This is a genomic window from Okeanomitos corallinicola TIOX110 (assembly GCF_038050375.1).
GTDB classification, from domain to species: domain Bacteria; phylum Cyanobacteriota; class Cyanobacteriia; order Cyanobacteriales; family Nostocaceae; genus Okeanomitos; species Okeanomitos corallinicola.
On sequence record NZ_CP150886.1, the window covers coordinates 2,745,364 to 2,762,836 of the forward strand.

Below are 17,473 nucleotides of genomic sequence, written 5' to 3' on the forward strand. Positions count from 1 at the left end.
ATTTTGAAATATTCCTCCAAGTATGAGTGTTTTTTCTACAACTAAAATTTGTGTCAACTTATCCCCCAGCAGATTTTAAGTAAACTGTCTACTCAAGGTAACAGGTTTATGCACAGTAATCTTTTTCTTGTGAATAGAAATCATCTTTTTCTCGCGTAAATCCCCTAATAACCTAGTCACAGTTACACGGGTAGAACCAATAGCTTCTGCGATCGCTTGATGAGACAATTTCAAATCAATAGTAATACCATCAGCACAAGGGACACCAAAATCACGGCAGAGAATCAACAGAAAACTGACTAACCTAGAACCCATATCTCGGTGAGCCAAAGTTTCAATCATCATCTCCGTTTGTAGAATCCGCGAAGACAAACCCCGCAGCATCAACATCGCCAATTCTGGATTTTCCTTGAGTGCTTGCTCAACTTGTTCAATTGGTGCAGAAAGTAATTCAACCGCAGTAAAGGCCACGGCATGATAGAATCTATCTGACTTATTTCCCGTCAGTAACGACAACACACCAAAAACACTATTTTCCCGTAACAGTGCTACCGTTATTTCTTCCCCTGCTTCATATACCCTGGAGAGTTTCACCGCACCCTTGAGAAGAAAATAAACTCGCTCGGCGGGATCGCCGGGAAAAAAGATCGTTTTGTTGCGTTCAAACGTCTCCACAACTGGTGGAAAAGCTCCAGTCGCCATCTGACGAAAAACATTTGCTAGGGCTTTATCTTGTGTCACGATCATCTCCCTTCCCCTACCCAATGCCGGAAAAACAAAAACTGATTACCTAAGAATACACCTGAAAAATCTAGAAAGCACCGTCAACCTTTCTGTCTTTTCCTATACTCAAATCTATGAATTTATATAGTTCTGTTGATTATGATACCTAATTGTTGTGATTTTGAGCTATAAATTATTAATTAATTGTTTCACAAACACAAGTAACTGGGTTTTTTGTTCAAAAATTTGCACGATCTTCACAACTTCTTAAACAATTAACTGCAATTTTGATCCTCTTCACACCCCCAAAATTAGATTTTTGCCAAATCTCATCCCCAACCAAGTCAAAAAAGACTCAGATTCTAGTATTGTTAAGTATGCTCCTAGTGATTGATCACATTGACAATTTTTATGCTGAATCTGTCTGGAAAAAACGCCTTAGTTACTGGTATTGCTAACAACCGTTCCATTGCTTGGGGTATTGCCCAACAACTACACCAAGCTGGTGCTAACCTGGGTATCACCTATCTGCCAGATGACAAGGGCAAATTTGAAAAAAAAGTAGCTGAATTAGTAGAACCCCTCAAACCTAGTCTTTTCCTACCTTGTAACGTTGAAAATGACGAGCAAATTCAAGCTACCTTTGAAACTGTAAAGCAGCAATGGGGTAAGTTAGACATCCTCATTCACTGTTTAGCTTTTGCCAATAGAGAAGATCTAACCGGCGATTTTAGCAACACTTCCCGTGCTGGTTTTAATAAAGCTTTAGAAGTTAGCACATACTCACTTGTGCAGTTAAGCGGTGCTGCCAAGCCTTTAATGACAGAAGGTGGTAGTATTGTTACTCTTTCCTATTTAGGCGCAGTTCGAGCTATCCCCAATTACAACATTATGGGTGTAGCTAAGGCAGGATTAGAAGCTAGTGTCCGTTACTTAGCCGCAGAACTCGGACCCCAAAATATTCGCGTTAATGGCATTTCCGCTGGTCCCATCCGGACTTTAGCATCTTCAGCCGTAGGCGGAATCTTAGATATGATTCACCATGTGGAAAAGGTCGCTCCTTTACGTCGCACTGTTACACAATTAGAAGTAGGCAACACCGCCGCATTTTTATGTAGTGATTTATCTAGTGGTATTACTGGGCAAATTCTCTATGTAGATTCTGGCTATGAAATGATGGGAATGTAACAAGATGTGACAGGTGACAGGTGACAGGTGACAGTAAAAAAGTAAGGGTGAATAAAAAACCCAATCACCAATCACCAATCACCAATAAATAATAACTAATGACTAATGACTAATCAACGCATTGCTACAGTTAAACGCACAACTGGGGAAACAGAAGTACAAGTCACTATTAACCTTGATGGGACAGGGATCTGTAAATCTGACACAGGAATTCCCTTTTTAGACCACATGATCCATCAAATTTCCTCCCACGGTTTGTTTGATTTAGATATTCAAGCCAAAGGTGACTGGGAAATTGATGATCACCACACAAATGAAGATGTTGGTATTACCTTGGGTCAAGCTTTACACCAAGCACTAGGACACAAAAAAGGTATTGTCCGTTTTGGTCACTTTGTTGCACCCCTTGATGAATCTTTAATTCAAGTCGCTTTAGATTTTTCTGGTCGGCCTCATCTCAGTTATGGTTTAGATATTCCTACTCAAAGAGTGGGAAATTATGATACTCAATTAGTGAGAGAATTTTTTGTAGCTGTGGTCAATCATAGTCAAATGACCTTACACATTCGCCAATTAGATGGTATTAACTCCCATCATATTATTGAAGCCACTTTCAAAGCTTTTGCTAGAGCTATGCGGATGGCTACGGAAATCGATCCACGTCGTGCTGAAACTATTCCTAGTTCTAAGGGTGTATTATAAATTACTATAAATATTGCTCAAATATTATTCTCTGACGGATAATTGACAGATTAACTTTCTTATGTCTATTATCGTGCTACTGTTTACCCTGTAGTCATTCACACCCTGTAGATTCTTGGTAGTTTAACCACAATGAATCCTGTTACAGATACTCCTGATCCTCAATTAAATCCTATAGATCAACCACCGATAGTCCTCACATCTGAGTTGAGAAAAGTCTATCGCACTGGTTTTTGGCTGAATCAACAAGTTATATCACTTAAAAGCTGTTCTCTACAAGTTTATCCTGGAGAAACTTTTGGTTTACTAGGTCCCAATGGTGCTGGTAAAACTACTTTGTTAAAATTACTACTAGGAATTATTCGCCCTTCTGCGGGGAGAGGATTATTGTTAGGAAAACCATTGGGCGATCGCTCAGTGAAACAGCGTATCGGTTATTTGCCAGAAAATCCCTATCTGTATGACTATCTCACAGGTTGGGAATTCTTAGAATTTGCTGCTGGTTTATTTCAAATTCCTACCAAAATACAACGTCAGCGTATTCCTGAATTATTAGAACTGGTGGGTTTATCTCAAACTGATGCTCGTAAAAAATTGATGCGACGTTATTCTAAAGGGATGCTACAACGGGTTGGTATGGCTCAGGCATTAATTAATGATCCAGACCTGGTATTTTTGGATGAACCAATGTCAGGACTTGATCCATTGGGACGTTACCAAATGCGGGAAATTATCCTTTCCCTGAAAAAACAAGGAAAAACTATCTTTTTCAATAGTCATGTTTTAAGTGAAGTAGAACAGATTTGCGATCGCGTGGCAATTTTAGCCAAAGGAGAATTAATTTGTAGTGGTTCTCTCAACGAACTATTAGGTACAGAAAATACATATCATGTTAAAGGTGAAGGTGGAGATGCAGAAGTTCTGAAAAAAAGAATAGCTGATCTACAATTTGACGCTGATGGTACTTGGCATGGTATTTTACAAGAAGATTACTACGATTTCCTTTCCAGCCTCCGATTGATGGGGGGGAAAATTATCACTATTAATTTTTCCCATCGTTCTCTAGAAGAATTCTTTATTGAACAGATCCAAAATCAAACTTCTTCGCAGTAATTTTGTCAGATTAAATCCAGCCTTTATTGTAAATTTGATTTGAAAAACTTGTTATTTTCATAAGTTCAATATTCAGCCTAAAGTGACTATCTGATTCATGAATTCTCCCCGCCTACAAACATTTGAATATTTTAGAAAGGGCAGCATTTATGGGATAAATATAAAGTGGTACGTGAGAAATATTAATAACAACTAACACCAACAAAAACCTTACTAAATCATAGTACCAATTATTACCAATAATAAATGTTGATGCTTAACTATTGACTAATTATCTAAAAATTGCTCTAATCATTAACAAATCATTGATGACATCCGCATCAGCTTTAAAATTACTTCACTAAAAAACACGTAGTCCTAATCAAATTATATCCGGACAATAACAATTACTGAAGAAGATAACATTGTCGGGGGAACTCCAATAATTAAGTATAGTCAACGTTGAAATGATTAGACATTACTTTACAGTGCTTACTCTCAAATTCTCAGGTAAATATGCTTAATATAAATTTGTGGAAACTCCTAACTCACACATCAACATCTGTGGTTTTACTTACCACAGTCAATCTTGCTTTACCAGTCGTTAGCCTAGCACAACAGCAAAGATCATCCACCTCAAACATATCTACAGATTACCTGTTAGGTGGTGGCGATCGCATTCGTGTCAATGTATTTGAAGTACCTGAATATACAGGTGAATATCAAGTTCCTCCCGGCGGAGCAATTAACCTGCCTTTAATTGGTAGTGTTTCTGTTTTAGGGTTAACCACCGAGCAAGCATCTGATGAAATAGCCAGAAGATACGCTCGCTTTCTCAAACGTCCCCTGATTTCAGTTAACCTGTTATCCCCACGTCCCATTAACATATTTGTAGCTGGAGAAGTGACACGGCCAGGAGCTTATACTCTCAGCTTACAGGGAACAGGTGGCGATAACCCTGGTTTACAATATCCCACAGTATTAGCAGCACTCAGCACAGCCGAAGGAGTAACACTAGCCGCAGATGTTACCAAAGTGCAGTTACGTCGTAAAACTGGACGTTCAGGGGAACAAGTTATCAGTCTCAACTTAAAAGAAATTACTCAAACAGGCAGAATTCCCCTAGATATCACACTCAGGGATGGAGACACCATAGTTGTACCCACAGCCACAGAATTAAATGTTGCTGAAGCGCGCAATTTATTTGCAGCTAACTATGCAGCTAGTCAAACAGCACCCCGGACAGTAGCCATTACCGGTCAAGTTTATCGCCCTGGTTCTTATCTGGTAACACCAGGAAGTGCAACTCTCCAGGCAGGTGCTGTTAATCCTGAAACAACAGGTAGCGGCTTACCAACTGTTATGCGAGCTATCCAACTAGCTGGGGGAATTACATCAGAAGCAGATGTTCGGAATATTAAAATTCGCCGTCCGACTAGAATTAACACACAACAAACTATAACTCTCAATCTGTGGGAGTTACTGCAAACAGGAGACCTAGATCAAGATGTTGTGTTGCAGGATGGAGATACTATTATTGTTCCCATGGCGACTGAAATTAACGCCGCAGAAGCCACTGCATTAGCTAATACTACGTTATCACCTGCAACCATTAAAGTTGGGGTCGTGGGAGAAGTTAAAAAACCTGGCTTAACAGAGCTACAACCCAATAGCACTTTAAATCAGGCTTTATTGGCGGCTGGTGGTTTTAATGATGCAAGAGCAAGTAGTGGAGCAGTAGATTTAATTCGCCTCAATCCCAATGGTACTGTTACTAAACGAATAGTTAAAATAGATTTCTCTAAGGAAATTAATGACGAAACTAATCCCATTCTCCGCAACAATGACGTTGTTGTAGTTAACCGTTCTGGTATTGCTAAGACTGGAGATACGGTCGGTACTGTAGCTGGTCCATTGGGTCTGATATTTAACGTTCTCAGATTCTTTGGACTCTAAACAAGGATATTGTAAAAATGGGATGATAACACATCCCAAAATTTGCTTAATGAGAAATAAGTGTTTTCCGCCTGCTACAGCAGGCTTATTTTGTATACTATAGCAGCAGTCAATTATCAACAGTAAGATCCTTCTCTTTTAGGTTTTGTATAAATTTAAATTATAGAAGAATTGAAATAGTTGAGTAGTTTAAAACTTATAAACTTTCTCCTTTATATTTTCTTAATAATTAATTGAGAATTATTTTTATTTATCAACGATATTGCAATACTTTCAGCGATCTGCTATGATTTAGTAGAATTTGTATTTTGCCTAACTCTGTCTATTTCTAAACAGGCATTGATAACTGCAAATTAAAAGTCTTTACCCCGTAAGTATTTCAGAACTCGTAAACCTGAACATCTGCAAAAAATTTGAGCAAATTAGCAAGATTTCCTGACCAGAGAATTACAAATATTTGATGCTGTTATTTGCGGGTTAGAAATCGGGGGGTTGACAAATCAGACATTTTATGTGATGTAGCCTGGATTAGTAAAAAGAATAAATGGGAAGTCACAATATTAACGATTGTCTATTTTCAGTGAATGAGAAAGAGAAAAGCGATCGCCTACATCTGTCATATGGATATTTACGATATAATCTGCTTAAAAATTTAGGAATAGTTTATGAATACAGGAGAGATCCGCCAACAAATTCAAGAATATATTGATCAGCTGTCACCAGAAAGATGATTAGTGGCTGTTGATTTTTTAGCGTATTTGGTAGATCGAGAAGATAATGATGCCACGGAAGAGTTATTGAAGACTCAAGGTTTTAAAGAAGATTTGGCCAAGGCGAAAAAGAATGTTGAGGAAGGAAAGGTAATTTTTGTTGAGCAACTTAAACGAAAATATTAATTATGCTGTTGTTATTGGTAATCATTTAGATTGCTCAAACTATTTCCAAACTTAAAACATCTGCGGACATATCCGCAACTAATCGCATAATCTTCAACCATTGACTACCAAGTAAAACTTCTGTAATTTCCTCACCACCGTAAACCGGAATTTCCAACTCTCTTCCGTCAATGCGTACCTTTCCTAAATAAATTCTAAAAGTTTTGATTCCCTGCGCTGTTTTTAGTGGTCTTTCCCGCAAAAAACGCCAACCTAACGCTTCTAAATCTTGGGAATTAACAGCAAGTAGTTCTGTAAAACCAGTATCTAACATAGCGATTACTGATAATTCTAAACCATCAGCAGTAATTAAATCAATTTCAAAAAAAAGCTCCCCATCACTACCAAAACTACCTAGAATCATATCTTCCCAGCTACACCCGTTTCATTAATCACAAAAATAAATGGTATAGCATTTGGATGTTTTTGCAAACACATTTGAGTCACAACTTCTTCATTTTGATCAATAAAATAATCCCCAGTTTCTGAATCAACTGCCATAAACCAGTTATAATGATTTTTAATCAACTCTGGCTGCAATCTTTCAAAAATAACTCTACAGCGTTGATGATGATTTTCTAAATTATCTCTATAAAGATGTTTCTGATCTTCTGTCCACTGAATTTCAGGAAATAATCTACCCCGATGTACTTTTTGATGAGATTGAATTTCTAGCATATTTTATACCTCCTAGATATTTATATTATAAATTATCCAACTGTATCAAGAAGTGGAAACACCCAAGCAAGTTGAGAAAGTGAAAAAAGCGAAAAGAGGAAATATTGATTAACAAAATGTAGTGGTTTAGCATTAGCATTGCTAAACCTACATTCTTAATTATGAATTACAAATTACTTCCCCGGTTTCACAACCAACACAGAACAATGAACTTCTTCCATTACCTGTGTGCTAACAGAACCTAAAACTATTTTTTTCATTCCCGTTAACCCACGACTACCAACTACCACTAAGTCAGCTTGATGAATATTAGCTAGACGAATAATTTCATCAGCAGGATCACCTGCGACTAATTCTATTTCACTTTTAACAGGTAATTTTTCCTGGTAAGATTGCAACTGCTTTTCTACTTGAAAATAAGAGAAGTTAGATGAATCTGGATGAGGACAATCAGCGGGTAATTCTATTTTTGAGTCTGGTGTCGGAAATACATGACATAGTACCACTTTGGTGTTTGATGATAAGACCAAATCTCCTAAAGTTTTAACTACTTTTTCAGTAATTTCCGAGCCATCCAAAGCTACTAAAATAGTTTTTAACACCGCTTTTGTCTCCTCAAGAGTAGACTGATAGAAAAATTCTAACAAAATGTTAAGAAAATACTCACATTTTCTTTCTGTTTCATCAGTTTAGCTAGGCTTATTTAACACATGAAAGTGTCGGCACGCTCCAGTTTAATGTTAACCAAAAAAGATTGATAGGGAGGCGTTGTTAACGACTCCTTCAATTAATTTACTAGAGGACTTATGGTTTCAAACCGTTAAAATGTCTCAAGTGTAAGTGTCAGTTTGTTGAAACCAAAATCTAAAATGAAAAGCCATTAATTAGTATTTGTCAATCACATTCACGAGAAAAATAAAGCATTCTAAATTACTCTTCTTCTTGAACTCTTCTACAGACTGAATCAGCATGGGAAGGTAAACCCTCAGCTTGAGCTAGAGAGTCAATTGCACCAGCTACTTTTTGCAGTGCTGTGGGTGAGTATTGGATAATACTAGAGTGTTTCAAGAAGGTTTCCACGCCTAAAGCGGAAGCATAGCGTGCTGCACCAGATGTAGGTAAGGTATGGTTGGGTCCGGCTAAGTAGTCACCTACTGCTTCTGGTGTCGAATAACCCAAGAAAATCGCTCCGGCATGACGAATTTCAGAAATTAAAGCCCAAGGATCTTTAACTTCTAATTCTAGGTGTTCGGGAGCAAATTCATTAGATAATTCTGCTGCTGCTTCTAGAGATTCAACTACGACTATTAAGCCATAATGGGCGATCGCCTTTTCTGTGTCTATTCGTCGCGGATGATCTACCAGTTGTTTTTCTACAGCTACTTGGACTTTTTTGGCTAACCCAGCGTCAGTTGTAATCAAAATAGCTGCTGCCATTGGATCATGCTCCGCTTGGGCTAATAAGTCCGTAGCCACATGAACGGGGTTGGCTGTTTCATCGGCAATAATTAGCACTTCGCTAGGACCTGCCAAGGAATCAATACCCACTGTGCCGTAGACTAGTTTTTTAGCCAAGGTGACATAAATGTTACCTGGTCCGCTAATCACATTCACTTTCGGAATTGTTTCTGTGCCATAGGCTAAAGCTGCAATCGCCTGAGCGCCACCTATGCGATAAATTTCTTCTATTCCTGCTTCTTGGGCAGCTACTAAAACGGCTGGATTAACTGCTTTTCCACCTCTTACCGGTGTTACCATCACGATCCGAGGTACACCTGCTACTTTAGCTGGTATAGCGTTCATTAATACTGTACTGGGGTAGGAAGCTCGTCCTCCTGGTACGTATAAACCTGCCCGATCTACAGGTGTATAACGTTTACCCAATACTACTTCGTCATCACCAAAGTGTACCCAGCTTTTTGGGACTCGCTGGCGATGGAATGCTTCAATTTGACGACAGGCCAGTTGAATGGCTGCCAACAAATCTTTAGGTACTTGCTGATAAGCTGCATCCAGTTCTGAGCCTGTCACTCTGAGTTCTTCTGGTTGCAAGGTTTGTTGATCAAATTCGGCTGTGTAGTGCAGTACAGCTTTGTCGCCTTGGCGCTTAACTGCTTGTAACACTTCTCGCACCGTTGCTTCTTTGTGCAGCACTTGTTGATCATGGGTGCGTTCGCAGATACGTTGTAGTTCGGCTCTAACGTCTGCCTGCTGAGTAATAATTCGCAGCATGGAGTAAAGACAATGCCAAAATTATAATATTTCGCTTTACTAAACTTACTCAAATCTGCCTAAAAATATGAAGTTAGCTTCCTGTTTACAGCAGAATTCAGGAGTCAGGAGTCAGGGGTGAAACTAGCTTGGTGTCTAGGTTTCAATTTTGATTCTGTACCTCATTGATTTGCAATCTGGTGTATGTTCAAGAGTGACGGCACTTACTTAATTTACAGGCTTTCGGTGCGGACAAAGCTTGCCCTACCTGACTATCTTCAAATTTGAAGACTTGGTTATTGCCTAAAGGGTATTTTAGATTAACTAATTTACCTTTGTCAAAACCTTACTTACGATGACTTAAACAAGTTTAAGTAAATTTAGGCAAGAGTTCGAGTAAATTTATTAGCTTATTTGAGTATTAGTTTGACTATTAGCCCATTTCGGGATCAAGTTTATTCCAATTCTCTTCTCTAGCTTAACCTGGATTTTTTTGATACTCCTAAGATTCTTGCCTAATAATCTTAATCATATCTTTTCTTCTTGATGCAAATTCACAACTTTGGCAAAATGCTGATCAGAAATTTTTTAGGTAAGATTTTTTGCAGAAATTATAACATTGGTAATTTTGGTGCTATATTAGTAAATCTAGTAGTGTGTGTACATATTAATTAATAGTCTTTTTGGAATTGACTGTGGCTAATTCAAAGTCTGCTCTTAAACGCGCAAAAATCGGTGAACGTAATCGTCTGCGGAACAAAGCATATAAGTCAGCAGTAAGAACGCTGATGAAAAAATACTTTGTGGCAGTAGAAGAATATGGGGCTAATCCTAGCCCAGAAGCAAAGCAAGTTGTAGATACAAGAATGTCTGAGGCTTACAGCAAAATTGATAAAGCTGTGAAGCGGGGTATATTCCATCCCAACAACGGAGCTAGGAAGAAGTCAAGATTGGCTAAAAGAGTCAAAGCTGTTACCCAAACAGCATAGCAGTTGTAGTTATTGATAACGAGCTAATAAAGACTCACAACATCCTCAGCAATGGCCTCTGACAAAAACTATGCGGCTAATAGACACCCACGTACATCTTAACTTTGATCTTTTTCGGACAGATTTAGCAGCAGTGCGATCGCGTTGGCAAACAGCAGGGATAGTACATCTAGTCCATTCCTGTGTTCATCCCGGAGAATTTGCCAGCATCCAAGCCCTAGCTCACCAATTTCCCGAAATTAGCTTTGCTGTTGGCTTGCATCCCTTAGATGCCTGTAAATGGGAACAGAACACAGCAGAGAAAATAAAATCTCTAGCCAATTCTGATCATCAAATTGTAGCTATTGGAGAAATGGGCTTAGATTTCTACAAAGCAAATAACTATGAGCAACAGGTCATGGTATTTGAAGAACAGTTAGCGATCGCCACCGAATTGAACTTACCAGTGATCATCCATTGTCGTGATGCAGCTCCACAAGTAAGAGAGATATTGCAAAAATGGCGAGAGATTCAAGGGGAAAGAGTACGGGGTGTAATGCACTGTTGGGGTGGTACACCTCAAGAGACTCAATGGTTTCTAGATTTGGGCTTTTACATCAGTTTTAGTGGCACAGTCACCTTTAAAAATGCAAAAACCATACAAGCATCAGCAGCTATGGTTAGCAGCGATCGCTTGTTAATAGAAACTGATTGTCCCTTTTTGTCGCCCACACCCAAAAGGGGAGAAAAGCGCAACGAACCCGCTTACGTGGGTTATGTAGCCCAACAACTAGCAAAAATCAGGGGAGAAACAGTAGAAGAGATTGCCAATCAAACCACGGAAAATGCTTGTAAATTGTTTGGACTGTCATTAGATAAATAGAATTAATTTCAGCATTAGAGATGATGGCAAATTAACCTACCAGTAACATTTCTTCAAGCTATCTTATGAAGTAAATCACAAAAACCTGAACTCTGCCATGACAAAACTGTGATAAAATCATTATCCTCCAAAGCATTTTACATAGGTCATAATGATAAAGGAAGGAACATTAAACTAACTACAGAAATTAGCCAAGTTACAGCTATGAAAAAATCTAGTTAGTCAGGAGCTAGTGATTGTTGATCATAAAAATATCCAAAATTTACGGACATCTAAAATATCTCTACAAGCAGATGCTCTCAATAAAAAACAAGCCCTGGCAGACTATTCGGATATGGAATGCAACCACAACAGCTGAATTCTGAGTATCAAACTATTAAAGATTAATAAAAGTAAGAGCCTTGTGACTAAAAATCAGCAAAATAAATTCATCCTGATTCAGAACCGACCCTTACGGATTCTTCATTTTTGGGATATCACCACCAGTATAGAAGAGGCGTGTTAAAAATACAGCAGTATGAGTGAAACCTTGGCTGCGTCCAGAAAAAATATCACCCCTCCTCAGCAATATCCATTTCAGATTTTATAGCTGCAAATAGCTTTTAAGCTACAAGAAAGGGTAGTTTCTAGAAAAATTACTCAATAAATTGTACAGACAAAGCTAAAGTTGGGAACACCAACACAGCAGCACTCAAGCGAAAGTTTAACCAGGTTGACAAAGGTAGAGGCATGACTAACGAAACATACATGGAACCAGCCTTTCTGTTGCCCGACTTGATTGAAATCCAGCGTTCAAGCTTTCGCTGGTTTTTAGAAGAAGGATTAATAGAAGAGTTGAACTCATTTAGTCCCATCACAGATTACACAGGGAAACTAGAACTTCACTTTTTAGGACAAAACTATAAACTCAAAGAACCTAAATATAGCGTCGAAGAATCTAAACGACGTGATAGCACTTATGCAGTACAGATGTATGTGCCTACAAGACTGCTAAATAAAGAAACAGGGGATATTAAAGAACAAGAAGTATTCATAGGTGATCTGCCCTTAATGACAGATAGGGGTACGTTTATTATTAACGGAGCCGAGAGGGTAATAGTTAACCAGATCGTCCGGTCGCCAGGAGTTTATTACAAATCAGAAATTGACAAAAACGGACGCAGGACTTATTCTGCCAGCTTAATACCCAACCGGGGGGCATGGCTCAAATTTGAAACGGATCGTAACGATTTAGTGTGGGTCAGAATAGATAAAACCCGCAAACTATCAGCCCAGGTACTTCTCAAAGCACTAGGATTATCTGATAACGAAATCTTTGATGCCCTACGCCACCCAGAGTATTTCCAAAAAACCATTGAAAAAGAAGGGCAATTTTCCGAAGAAGAAGCCCTGATGGAGTTGTATCGCAAACTTCGTCCTGGTGAACCGCCAACAGTACTAGGTGGACAGCAACTACTAGAATCACGCTTCTTTGATCCCAAGCGCTATGACCTGGGTAAAGTAGGTAGATACAAACTCAACAAAAAACTCCGCCTCTCCGTCCCAGACACCATGCGCGTCCTGACCCCAGGGGACATCCTCTCCGCCATAGATTATCTGATCAATCTAGAATATGATATTGGTAGCATTGACGACATTGATCACCTCGGAAATCGCCGAGTTAGAAGTGTTGGTGAACTACTGCAAAACCAAGTGAGAGTAGGCTTAAACAGATTAGAGCGGATTATTCGGGAAAGAATGACAGTATCAGATGCTGAAGTTCTGACCCCCGCATCCCTAGTCAACCCCAAACCATTAGTGGCAGCAATCAAAGAATTCTTTGGTTCTAGCCAACTAAGTCAGTTTATGGATCAAACCAATCCCTTAGCAGAATTGACCCATAAACGCCGACTCAGTGCCTTGGGCCCTGGAGGTTTAACCAGAGAAAGAGCGGGCTTTGCTGTACGGGATATTCATCCTAGCCACTACGGACGTATTTGCCCAATTGAAACTCCAGAGGGACCAAACGCCGGACTAATTGGTTCACTAGCTACCCATGCCCGCGTTAACCTCTATGGATTTTTAGAAACACCCTTTAGACCCGTAGAAAATGGCAGAGTAAGATTTGATATCCCACCAGTGTACATGACAGCAGACGAAGAAGACGATCTGCGAACTGCCACAGGTGACGTACCCTTAGACGAAAACGGTTACATCAAAGGACCACAAGTACCCGTCCGCTATCGGCAAGATTGGACAACCACAAGCCCAGAACAAGTAGACTACGTAGCCGTTTCCCCAGTACAGATCGTATCCGTAGCAACCAGCATGATTCCCTTCCTGGAACATGATGATGCGAACCGTGCCTTAATGGGGTCAAATATGCAACGTCAGGCAGTACCTTTATTAAAACCAGAACGTCCCTTAGTAGGAACAGGCTTAGAAGCCCAAGGTGCTAGAGACTCAGGGATGGTGATTGTATCCCGGACAGATGGGGATGTAGTGTATGTAGACGCATCCGAAATTCGTGTCAGAGTTAGGGAGGGAACAGGTGACAGGTTACAGGTGACAGGTGACAGCCAAGAAACCTCCTCTTCCTCAGTCTCCAAACCCCAGGAAATTAGATATGTTTTATCTAAATATCAACGCTCTAACCAAGATACCTGCTTAAACCAAAAACCACTGGTGAGAATTGGGGAAAAAGTTGTTGCTGGACAAGTTCTGGCTGATGGTTCTTCTACAGAAGGGGGAGAACTGGCATTAGGACAAAACATCGTTGTTACCTATATGCCCTGGGAAGGTTACAACTACGAAGATGCAATCTTGATTTCTGAACGTCTGGTCCAAGACGATGTATACACCTCAATTCACATTGAAAAATATGAAATTGAAGCCAGACAAACCAAACTCGGACCAGAAGAAATCACCAGAGAAATTCCCAACGTCGGGGAAGATGCCTTACGTCAATTGGATGAACAGGGAATAATTCGAATCGGAGCATGGGTAGATGCTGGGGATATTCTCGTGGGAAAAGTCACCCCCAAAGGTGAATCTGACCAACCCCCAGAAGAAAAACTCCTCCGGGCAATCTTTGGTGAAAAAGCTCGTGATGTGCGGGATAATTCCCTACGCGTTCCCAACGGTGAAAAAGGCCGGGTTGTGGATGTGCGACTGTTCACCAGAGAACAGGGTGATGAACTGCCACCGGGTGCAAACATGGTAGTACGGGTTTACGTTGCCCAAAAACGGAAAATCCAAGTCGGCGACAAAATGGCAGGGAGACATGGTAACAAAGGGATTATTTCCCGGATTCTCCCAGCCGAAGATATGCCTTATTTGCCCGATGGTTCACCAGTAGATATCGTTCTCAATCCCTTGGGTGTACCGAGCCGGATGAACGTAGGTCAAGTATTTGAATGTTTATTAGGTTGGGCTGGCTATAACTTGGGAGTGAGGTTTAAAATTACTCCCTTTGACGAAATGTATGGGGAAGAGTCATCACGGCGGATTGTCCACGGCAAGTTACAAGAGTCGCGGGATGAAACTGGGAAAGATTGGCTCTATAACCCTGACAATGCTGGCAAAATCACGGTTTATGATGGGCGTACTGGTGAACCCTTTGACCATCCTGTCACCGTAGGTGTGGCCTATATGCTCAAACTGGTGCATTTAGTTGATGATAAAATTCACGCTCGTTCCACTGGACCCTATTCTCTGGTGACTCAACAACCCCTGGGTGGTAAAGCTCAACAAGGTGGACAAAGATTTGGAGAAATGGAAGTATGGGCGTTGGAGGCCTTTGGTGCGGCTTATACCTTGCAGGAATTGTTAACTGTTAAGTCCGATGATATGCAAGGTAGAAACGAAGCACTCAATGCCATTGTTAAGGGTAAGGCTATTCCCCGTCCTGGTACTCCAGAATCCTTTAAGGTATTGATGCGAGAGTTGCAGTCCTTGGGTTTAGATATTGCTGTCCATAAGGTAGAAACCCAAGCTGATGGTAGTTCCTTGGATGTGGAAGTTGACCTGATGGCAGACCAAGGTTCTCGTCGTACTCCACCTCGTCCTACCTATCAGTCACTTTCCCGTGAGTCCTTGGAAGAGGAAGAGTAGTAATGAGGTGAGGGGGTGAGTGGGTGAGGGGAGAAATAAATAACCCCATTACCCATTACCCATTACTAATGAGACTAATAACTAATAACTAATGACTAATAATTATTATGAGATCAATTCAATCTAATCAATTTGACTACGTAAAAATCGGTATAGCATCACCAGACCGGATTCGCATTTGGGGAGAGCGGACTTTACCTAATGGTCAGGTAGTGGGTGAGGTGACAAAACCAGAAACCATTAACTACCGGACTTTGAAACCAGAAATGGATGGTTTATTTTGTGAACGGATTTTTGGCCCGGCGAAGGACTGGGAATGTCACTGTGGTAAATATAAACGGGTGCGCCATCGTGGGATTGTCTGCGAGCGCTGCGGTGTGGAAGTGACAGAATCGAGGGTACGTCGTCACCGCATGGGTTTTATTAAGCTGGCAGCACCAGTAGCCCATGTCTGGTATCTCAAAGGTATCCCCAGTTATATTGCGATTTTGCTAGATATGCCCTTGCGGGATGTGGAGCAAATTGTTTACTTCAACTCATACTGTGTGTTGGCTGCTGGTAATGCTGATACTCTTACCTACAAACAACTGTTAACCGAAGACCAGTGGATTGAAATTGAAGATGCTATTTACAGCGAAGATTCCCAACTGGTAGGGGTGGAAGTTGGCATTGGGGCTGAGGCGCTGCTGAGATTGTTGGCAGATATTAATTTGGAGCAGGAAGCCGAAAGTCTGCGGGAAGAAATTAATAATGCCAAGGGACAAAAACGCGCCAAATTAATTAAACGGCTGCGGGTGATTGATAACTTCATTGCTACTGGTTCTAAACCAGAATGGATGGTAATGTCTTATATTCCCGTGATTCCTCCCGATTTGCGTCCAATGGTGCAGTTGGATGGGGGGAGATTTGCCACCAGTGATTTGAATGATTTGTACCGCCGGGTGATTAACCGTAACAATCGGTTAGCTAGATTACAGGAAATTTTGGCACCGGAGATTATTGTCCGTAACGAAAAACGGATGTTGCAGGAAGCGGTAGATGCTCTGATTGATAATGGTCGTCGCGGTCGGACTGTGGTGGGAGCAAATAACCGTCCTTTGAAGTCTTTGTCGGACATTATTGAAGGTAAACAGGGACGTTTCCGGCAGAACCTGTTAGGTAAACGGGTGGACTATTCTGGACGTTCTGTAATTGTGGTCGGACCCAAGTTACAAATTCACCAGTGTGGATTACCGAGGGAAATGGCCATTGAATTATTCCAGCCCTTTGTGATTAACAGGTTGATTCGTTCCGGCATGGTGAACAATATCAAGGCAGCGAAGAAACTAATTTCTCGCAATGACCCCAGCGTCTGGGATGTGTTGGAAGAGGTGATAGAAGGGCATCCGGTGATGTTAAACCGAGCACCCACCCTGCATAGGTTAGGTATTCAGGCTTTTGAACCGATTTTAGTAGAAGGTAGAGCTATTCAACTCCATCCTTTGGTATGTCCAGCCTTTAACGCTGACTTTGATGGTGACCAAATGGCAGTTCATGTACCTCTATCCTTAGAAAGTCAGGCAGAAGCGCGGCTGTTGATGTTGGCTTCTAACAACATTCTTTCACCAGCAACAGGTAAACCCATTGTTACCCCTAGCCAAGATATGGTTTTGGGAGCATATTACCTAACTGCCGAAAACCCCGGAGCGACAAAAGGTAAAGACAAATTTTTTGCTTCCTTGGATGACGTAATTATGGCATATCAAGAACAACAAGTAGACCTTCATGCCTATATTTACGTGCGGTTTGATGGGGAAATGCAAACAGGAGAACCTGATAAAGAGCCGTTAGAAGTTGTCCAAAACGAAGATGGTACTCGGACTTTGCTGTATAAATTCCGCCGTGTCCGTGAAGATGCCCAAGGTAATTTGATGTCTCAGTATATCTATACGACCCCTGGTAGGGTGATTTATAACAAGGCAATTGAAGAAGCGTTAGCTAGTTAGGTGAGGTGACAGTTGACAGTTGACAGGTGACAGTGAAGAAAAGTTATGAGTACCGATTAC

14 protein-coding genes are annotated in these 17,473 nt (G+C 40.6%); 9 read left to right on the forward strand and 5 right to left on the reverse strand.

Translation table 11 applies throughout. The features are described from left to right. Positions 1–75 precede the first annotated feature (75 nt). Complete coding sequence (ntcA, locus tag WJM97_RS11895) at positions 76–747, reverse strand: global nitrogen regulator NtcA (RefSeq protein WP_353929019.1); 672 nt, start codon at positions 745–747, stop codon at positions 76–78. Positions 748–1,134: 387 nt separating this feature from the next. On the opposite strand from ntcA, the gene fabI reads away from it, so the two are divergent. From fabI to WJM97_RS11920, 5 genes are all read left to right on the forward strand, one after another. Then, positions 1,135–1,911 carry an enoyl-ACP reductase FabI gene (fabI, locus tag WJM97_RS11900; protein WP_353929020.1) on the forward strand — a complete coding sequence of 259 codons (777 nt, stop codon included), beginning with the start codon at positions 1,135–1,137 and terminating at the stop codon, positions 1,909–1,911. Positions 1,912–2,016: 105 nt separating this feature from the next. Then, positions 2,017–2,613: an imidazoleglycerol-phosphate dehydratase HisB gene (hisB, locus tag WJM97_RS11905; protein WP_353929021.1), complete on the forward strand. Its 597-nt coding sequence runs from the start codon at positions 2,017–2,019 to the stop codon at positions 2,611–2,613. Positions 2,614–2,745: 132 nt separating this feature from the next. Beyond that, on the forward strand, positions 2,746–3,726 hold the full coding sequence (locus tag WJM97_RS11910; RefSeq protein WP_353929022.1) for an ABC transporter ATP-binding protein: 981 nt from the start codon (positions 2,746–2,748) through the stop codon (positions 3,724–3,726). A gap of 495 nt (positions 3,727–4,221) precedes the next feature. After that, positions 4,222–5,661 (forward strand): SLBB domain-containing protein, encoded by a 1,440-nt coding sequence (locus WJM97_RS11915; RefSeq protein ID WP_353929023.1) that lies wholly within the window; start codon positions 4,222–4,224, stop codon positions 5,659–5,661. 734 nt (positions 5,662–6,395) lie between these two features. Next, the gene (locus tag WJM97_RS11920; protein WP_353929024.1) at positions 6,396–6,557 is read left to right on the forward strand and encodes a hypothetical protein; all 162 of its coding nucleotides are present in this window, start codon (positions 6,396–6,398) and stop codon (positions 6,555–6,557) included. 34 nt (positions 6,558–6,591) lie between these two features. Here the strand turns inward: WJM97_RS11920 and WJM97_RS11925 are convergent, their stop codons facing one another. From WJM97_RS11925 to hisD, 4 genes are all read right to left on the reverse strand, one after another. Continuing rightward, on the reverse strand, positions 6,592–6,960 hold the full coding sequence (locus WJM97_RS11925) for an aspartyl protease (RefSeq protein WP_353929025.1): 369 nt from the start codon (positions 6,958–6,960) through the stop codon (positions 6,592–6,594). Next, positions 6,957–7,274 (reverse strand): hypothetical protein, encoded by a 318-nt coding sequence (locus tag WJM97_RS11930; protein ID WP_353929026.1) that lies wholly within the window; start codon positions 7,272–7,274, stop codon positions 6,957–6,959. Before WJM97_RS11930 ends, WJM97_RS11925 begins: the two co-directional genes overlap by 4 nt. Positions 7,275–7,447: 173 nt before the next feature. Next, a complete protein-coding gene (locus WJM97_RS11935) occupies positions 7,448–7,876 on the reverse strand; it encodes a universal stress protein (RefSeq protein WP_353929027.1) in 429 nt (142 codons plus the stop codon). Between the two features lie 328 nt (positions 7,877–8,204). After that, complete coding sequence (gene hisD / locus WJM97_RS11940; protein WP_353929028.1) at positions 8,205–9,506, reverse strand: histidinol dehydrogenase; 1,302 nt, start codon at positions 9,504–9,506, stop codon at positions 8,205–8,207. Between the two features lie 674 nt (positions 9,507–10,180). Between hisD and rpsT the strand changes: the two genes are divergently transcribed. From rpsT to WJM97_RS11960, 4 genes are all read left to right on the forward strand, one after another. After that, positions 10,181–10,474 carry a 30S ribosomal protein S20 gene (gene rpsT, locus WJM97_RS11945; RefSeq protein WP_353929029.1) on the forward strand — a complete coding sequence of 98 codons (294 nt, stop codon included), beginning with the start codon at positions 10,181–10,183 and terminating at the stop codon, positions 10,472–10,474. 70 nt (positions 10,475–10,544) lie between these two features. Further along, positions 10,545–11,336: a TatD family hydrolase gene (locus WJM97_RS11950; RefSeq protein WP_353929030.1), complete on the forward strand. Its 792-nt coding sequence runs from the start codon at positions 10,545–10,547 to the stop codon at positions 11,334–11,336. Positions 11,337–12,065: 729 nt separating this feature from the next. Then, on the forward strand, positions 12,066–15,428 hold the full coding sequence (gene rpoB / locus WJM97_RS11955) for a DNA-directed RNA polymerase subunit beta (protein WP_353929031.1): 3,363 nt from the start codon (positions 12,066–12,068) through the stop codon (positions 15,426–15,428). Between the two features lie 107 nt (positions 15,429–15,535). Continuing rightward, positions 15,536–17,413, forward strand: a complete 1,878-nt coding sequence (locus WJM97_RS11960) for a DNA-directed RNA polymerase subunit gamma (protein WP_353929032.1) — start codon at positions 15,536–15,538, stop codon at positions 17,411–17,413. Positions 17,414–17,473: the final 60 nt, after the last annotated feature.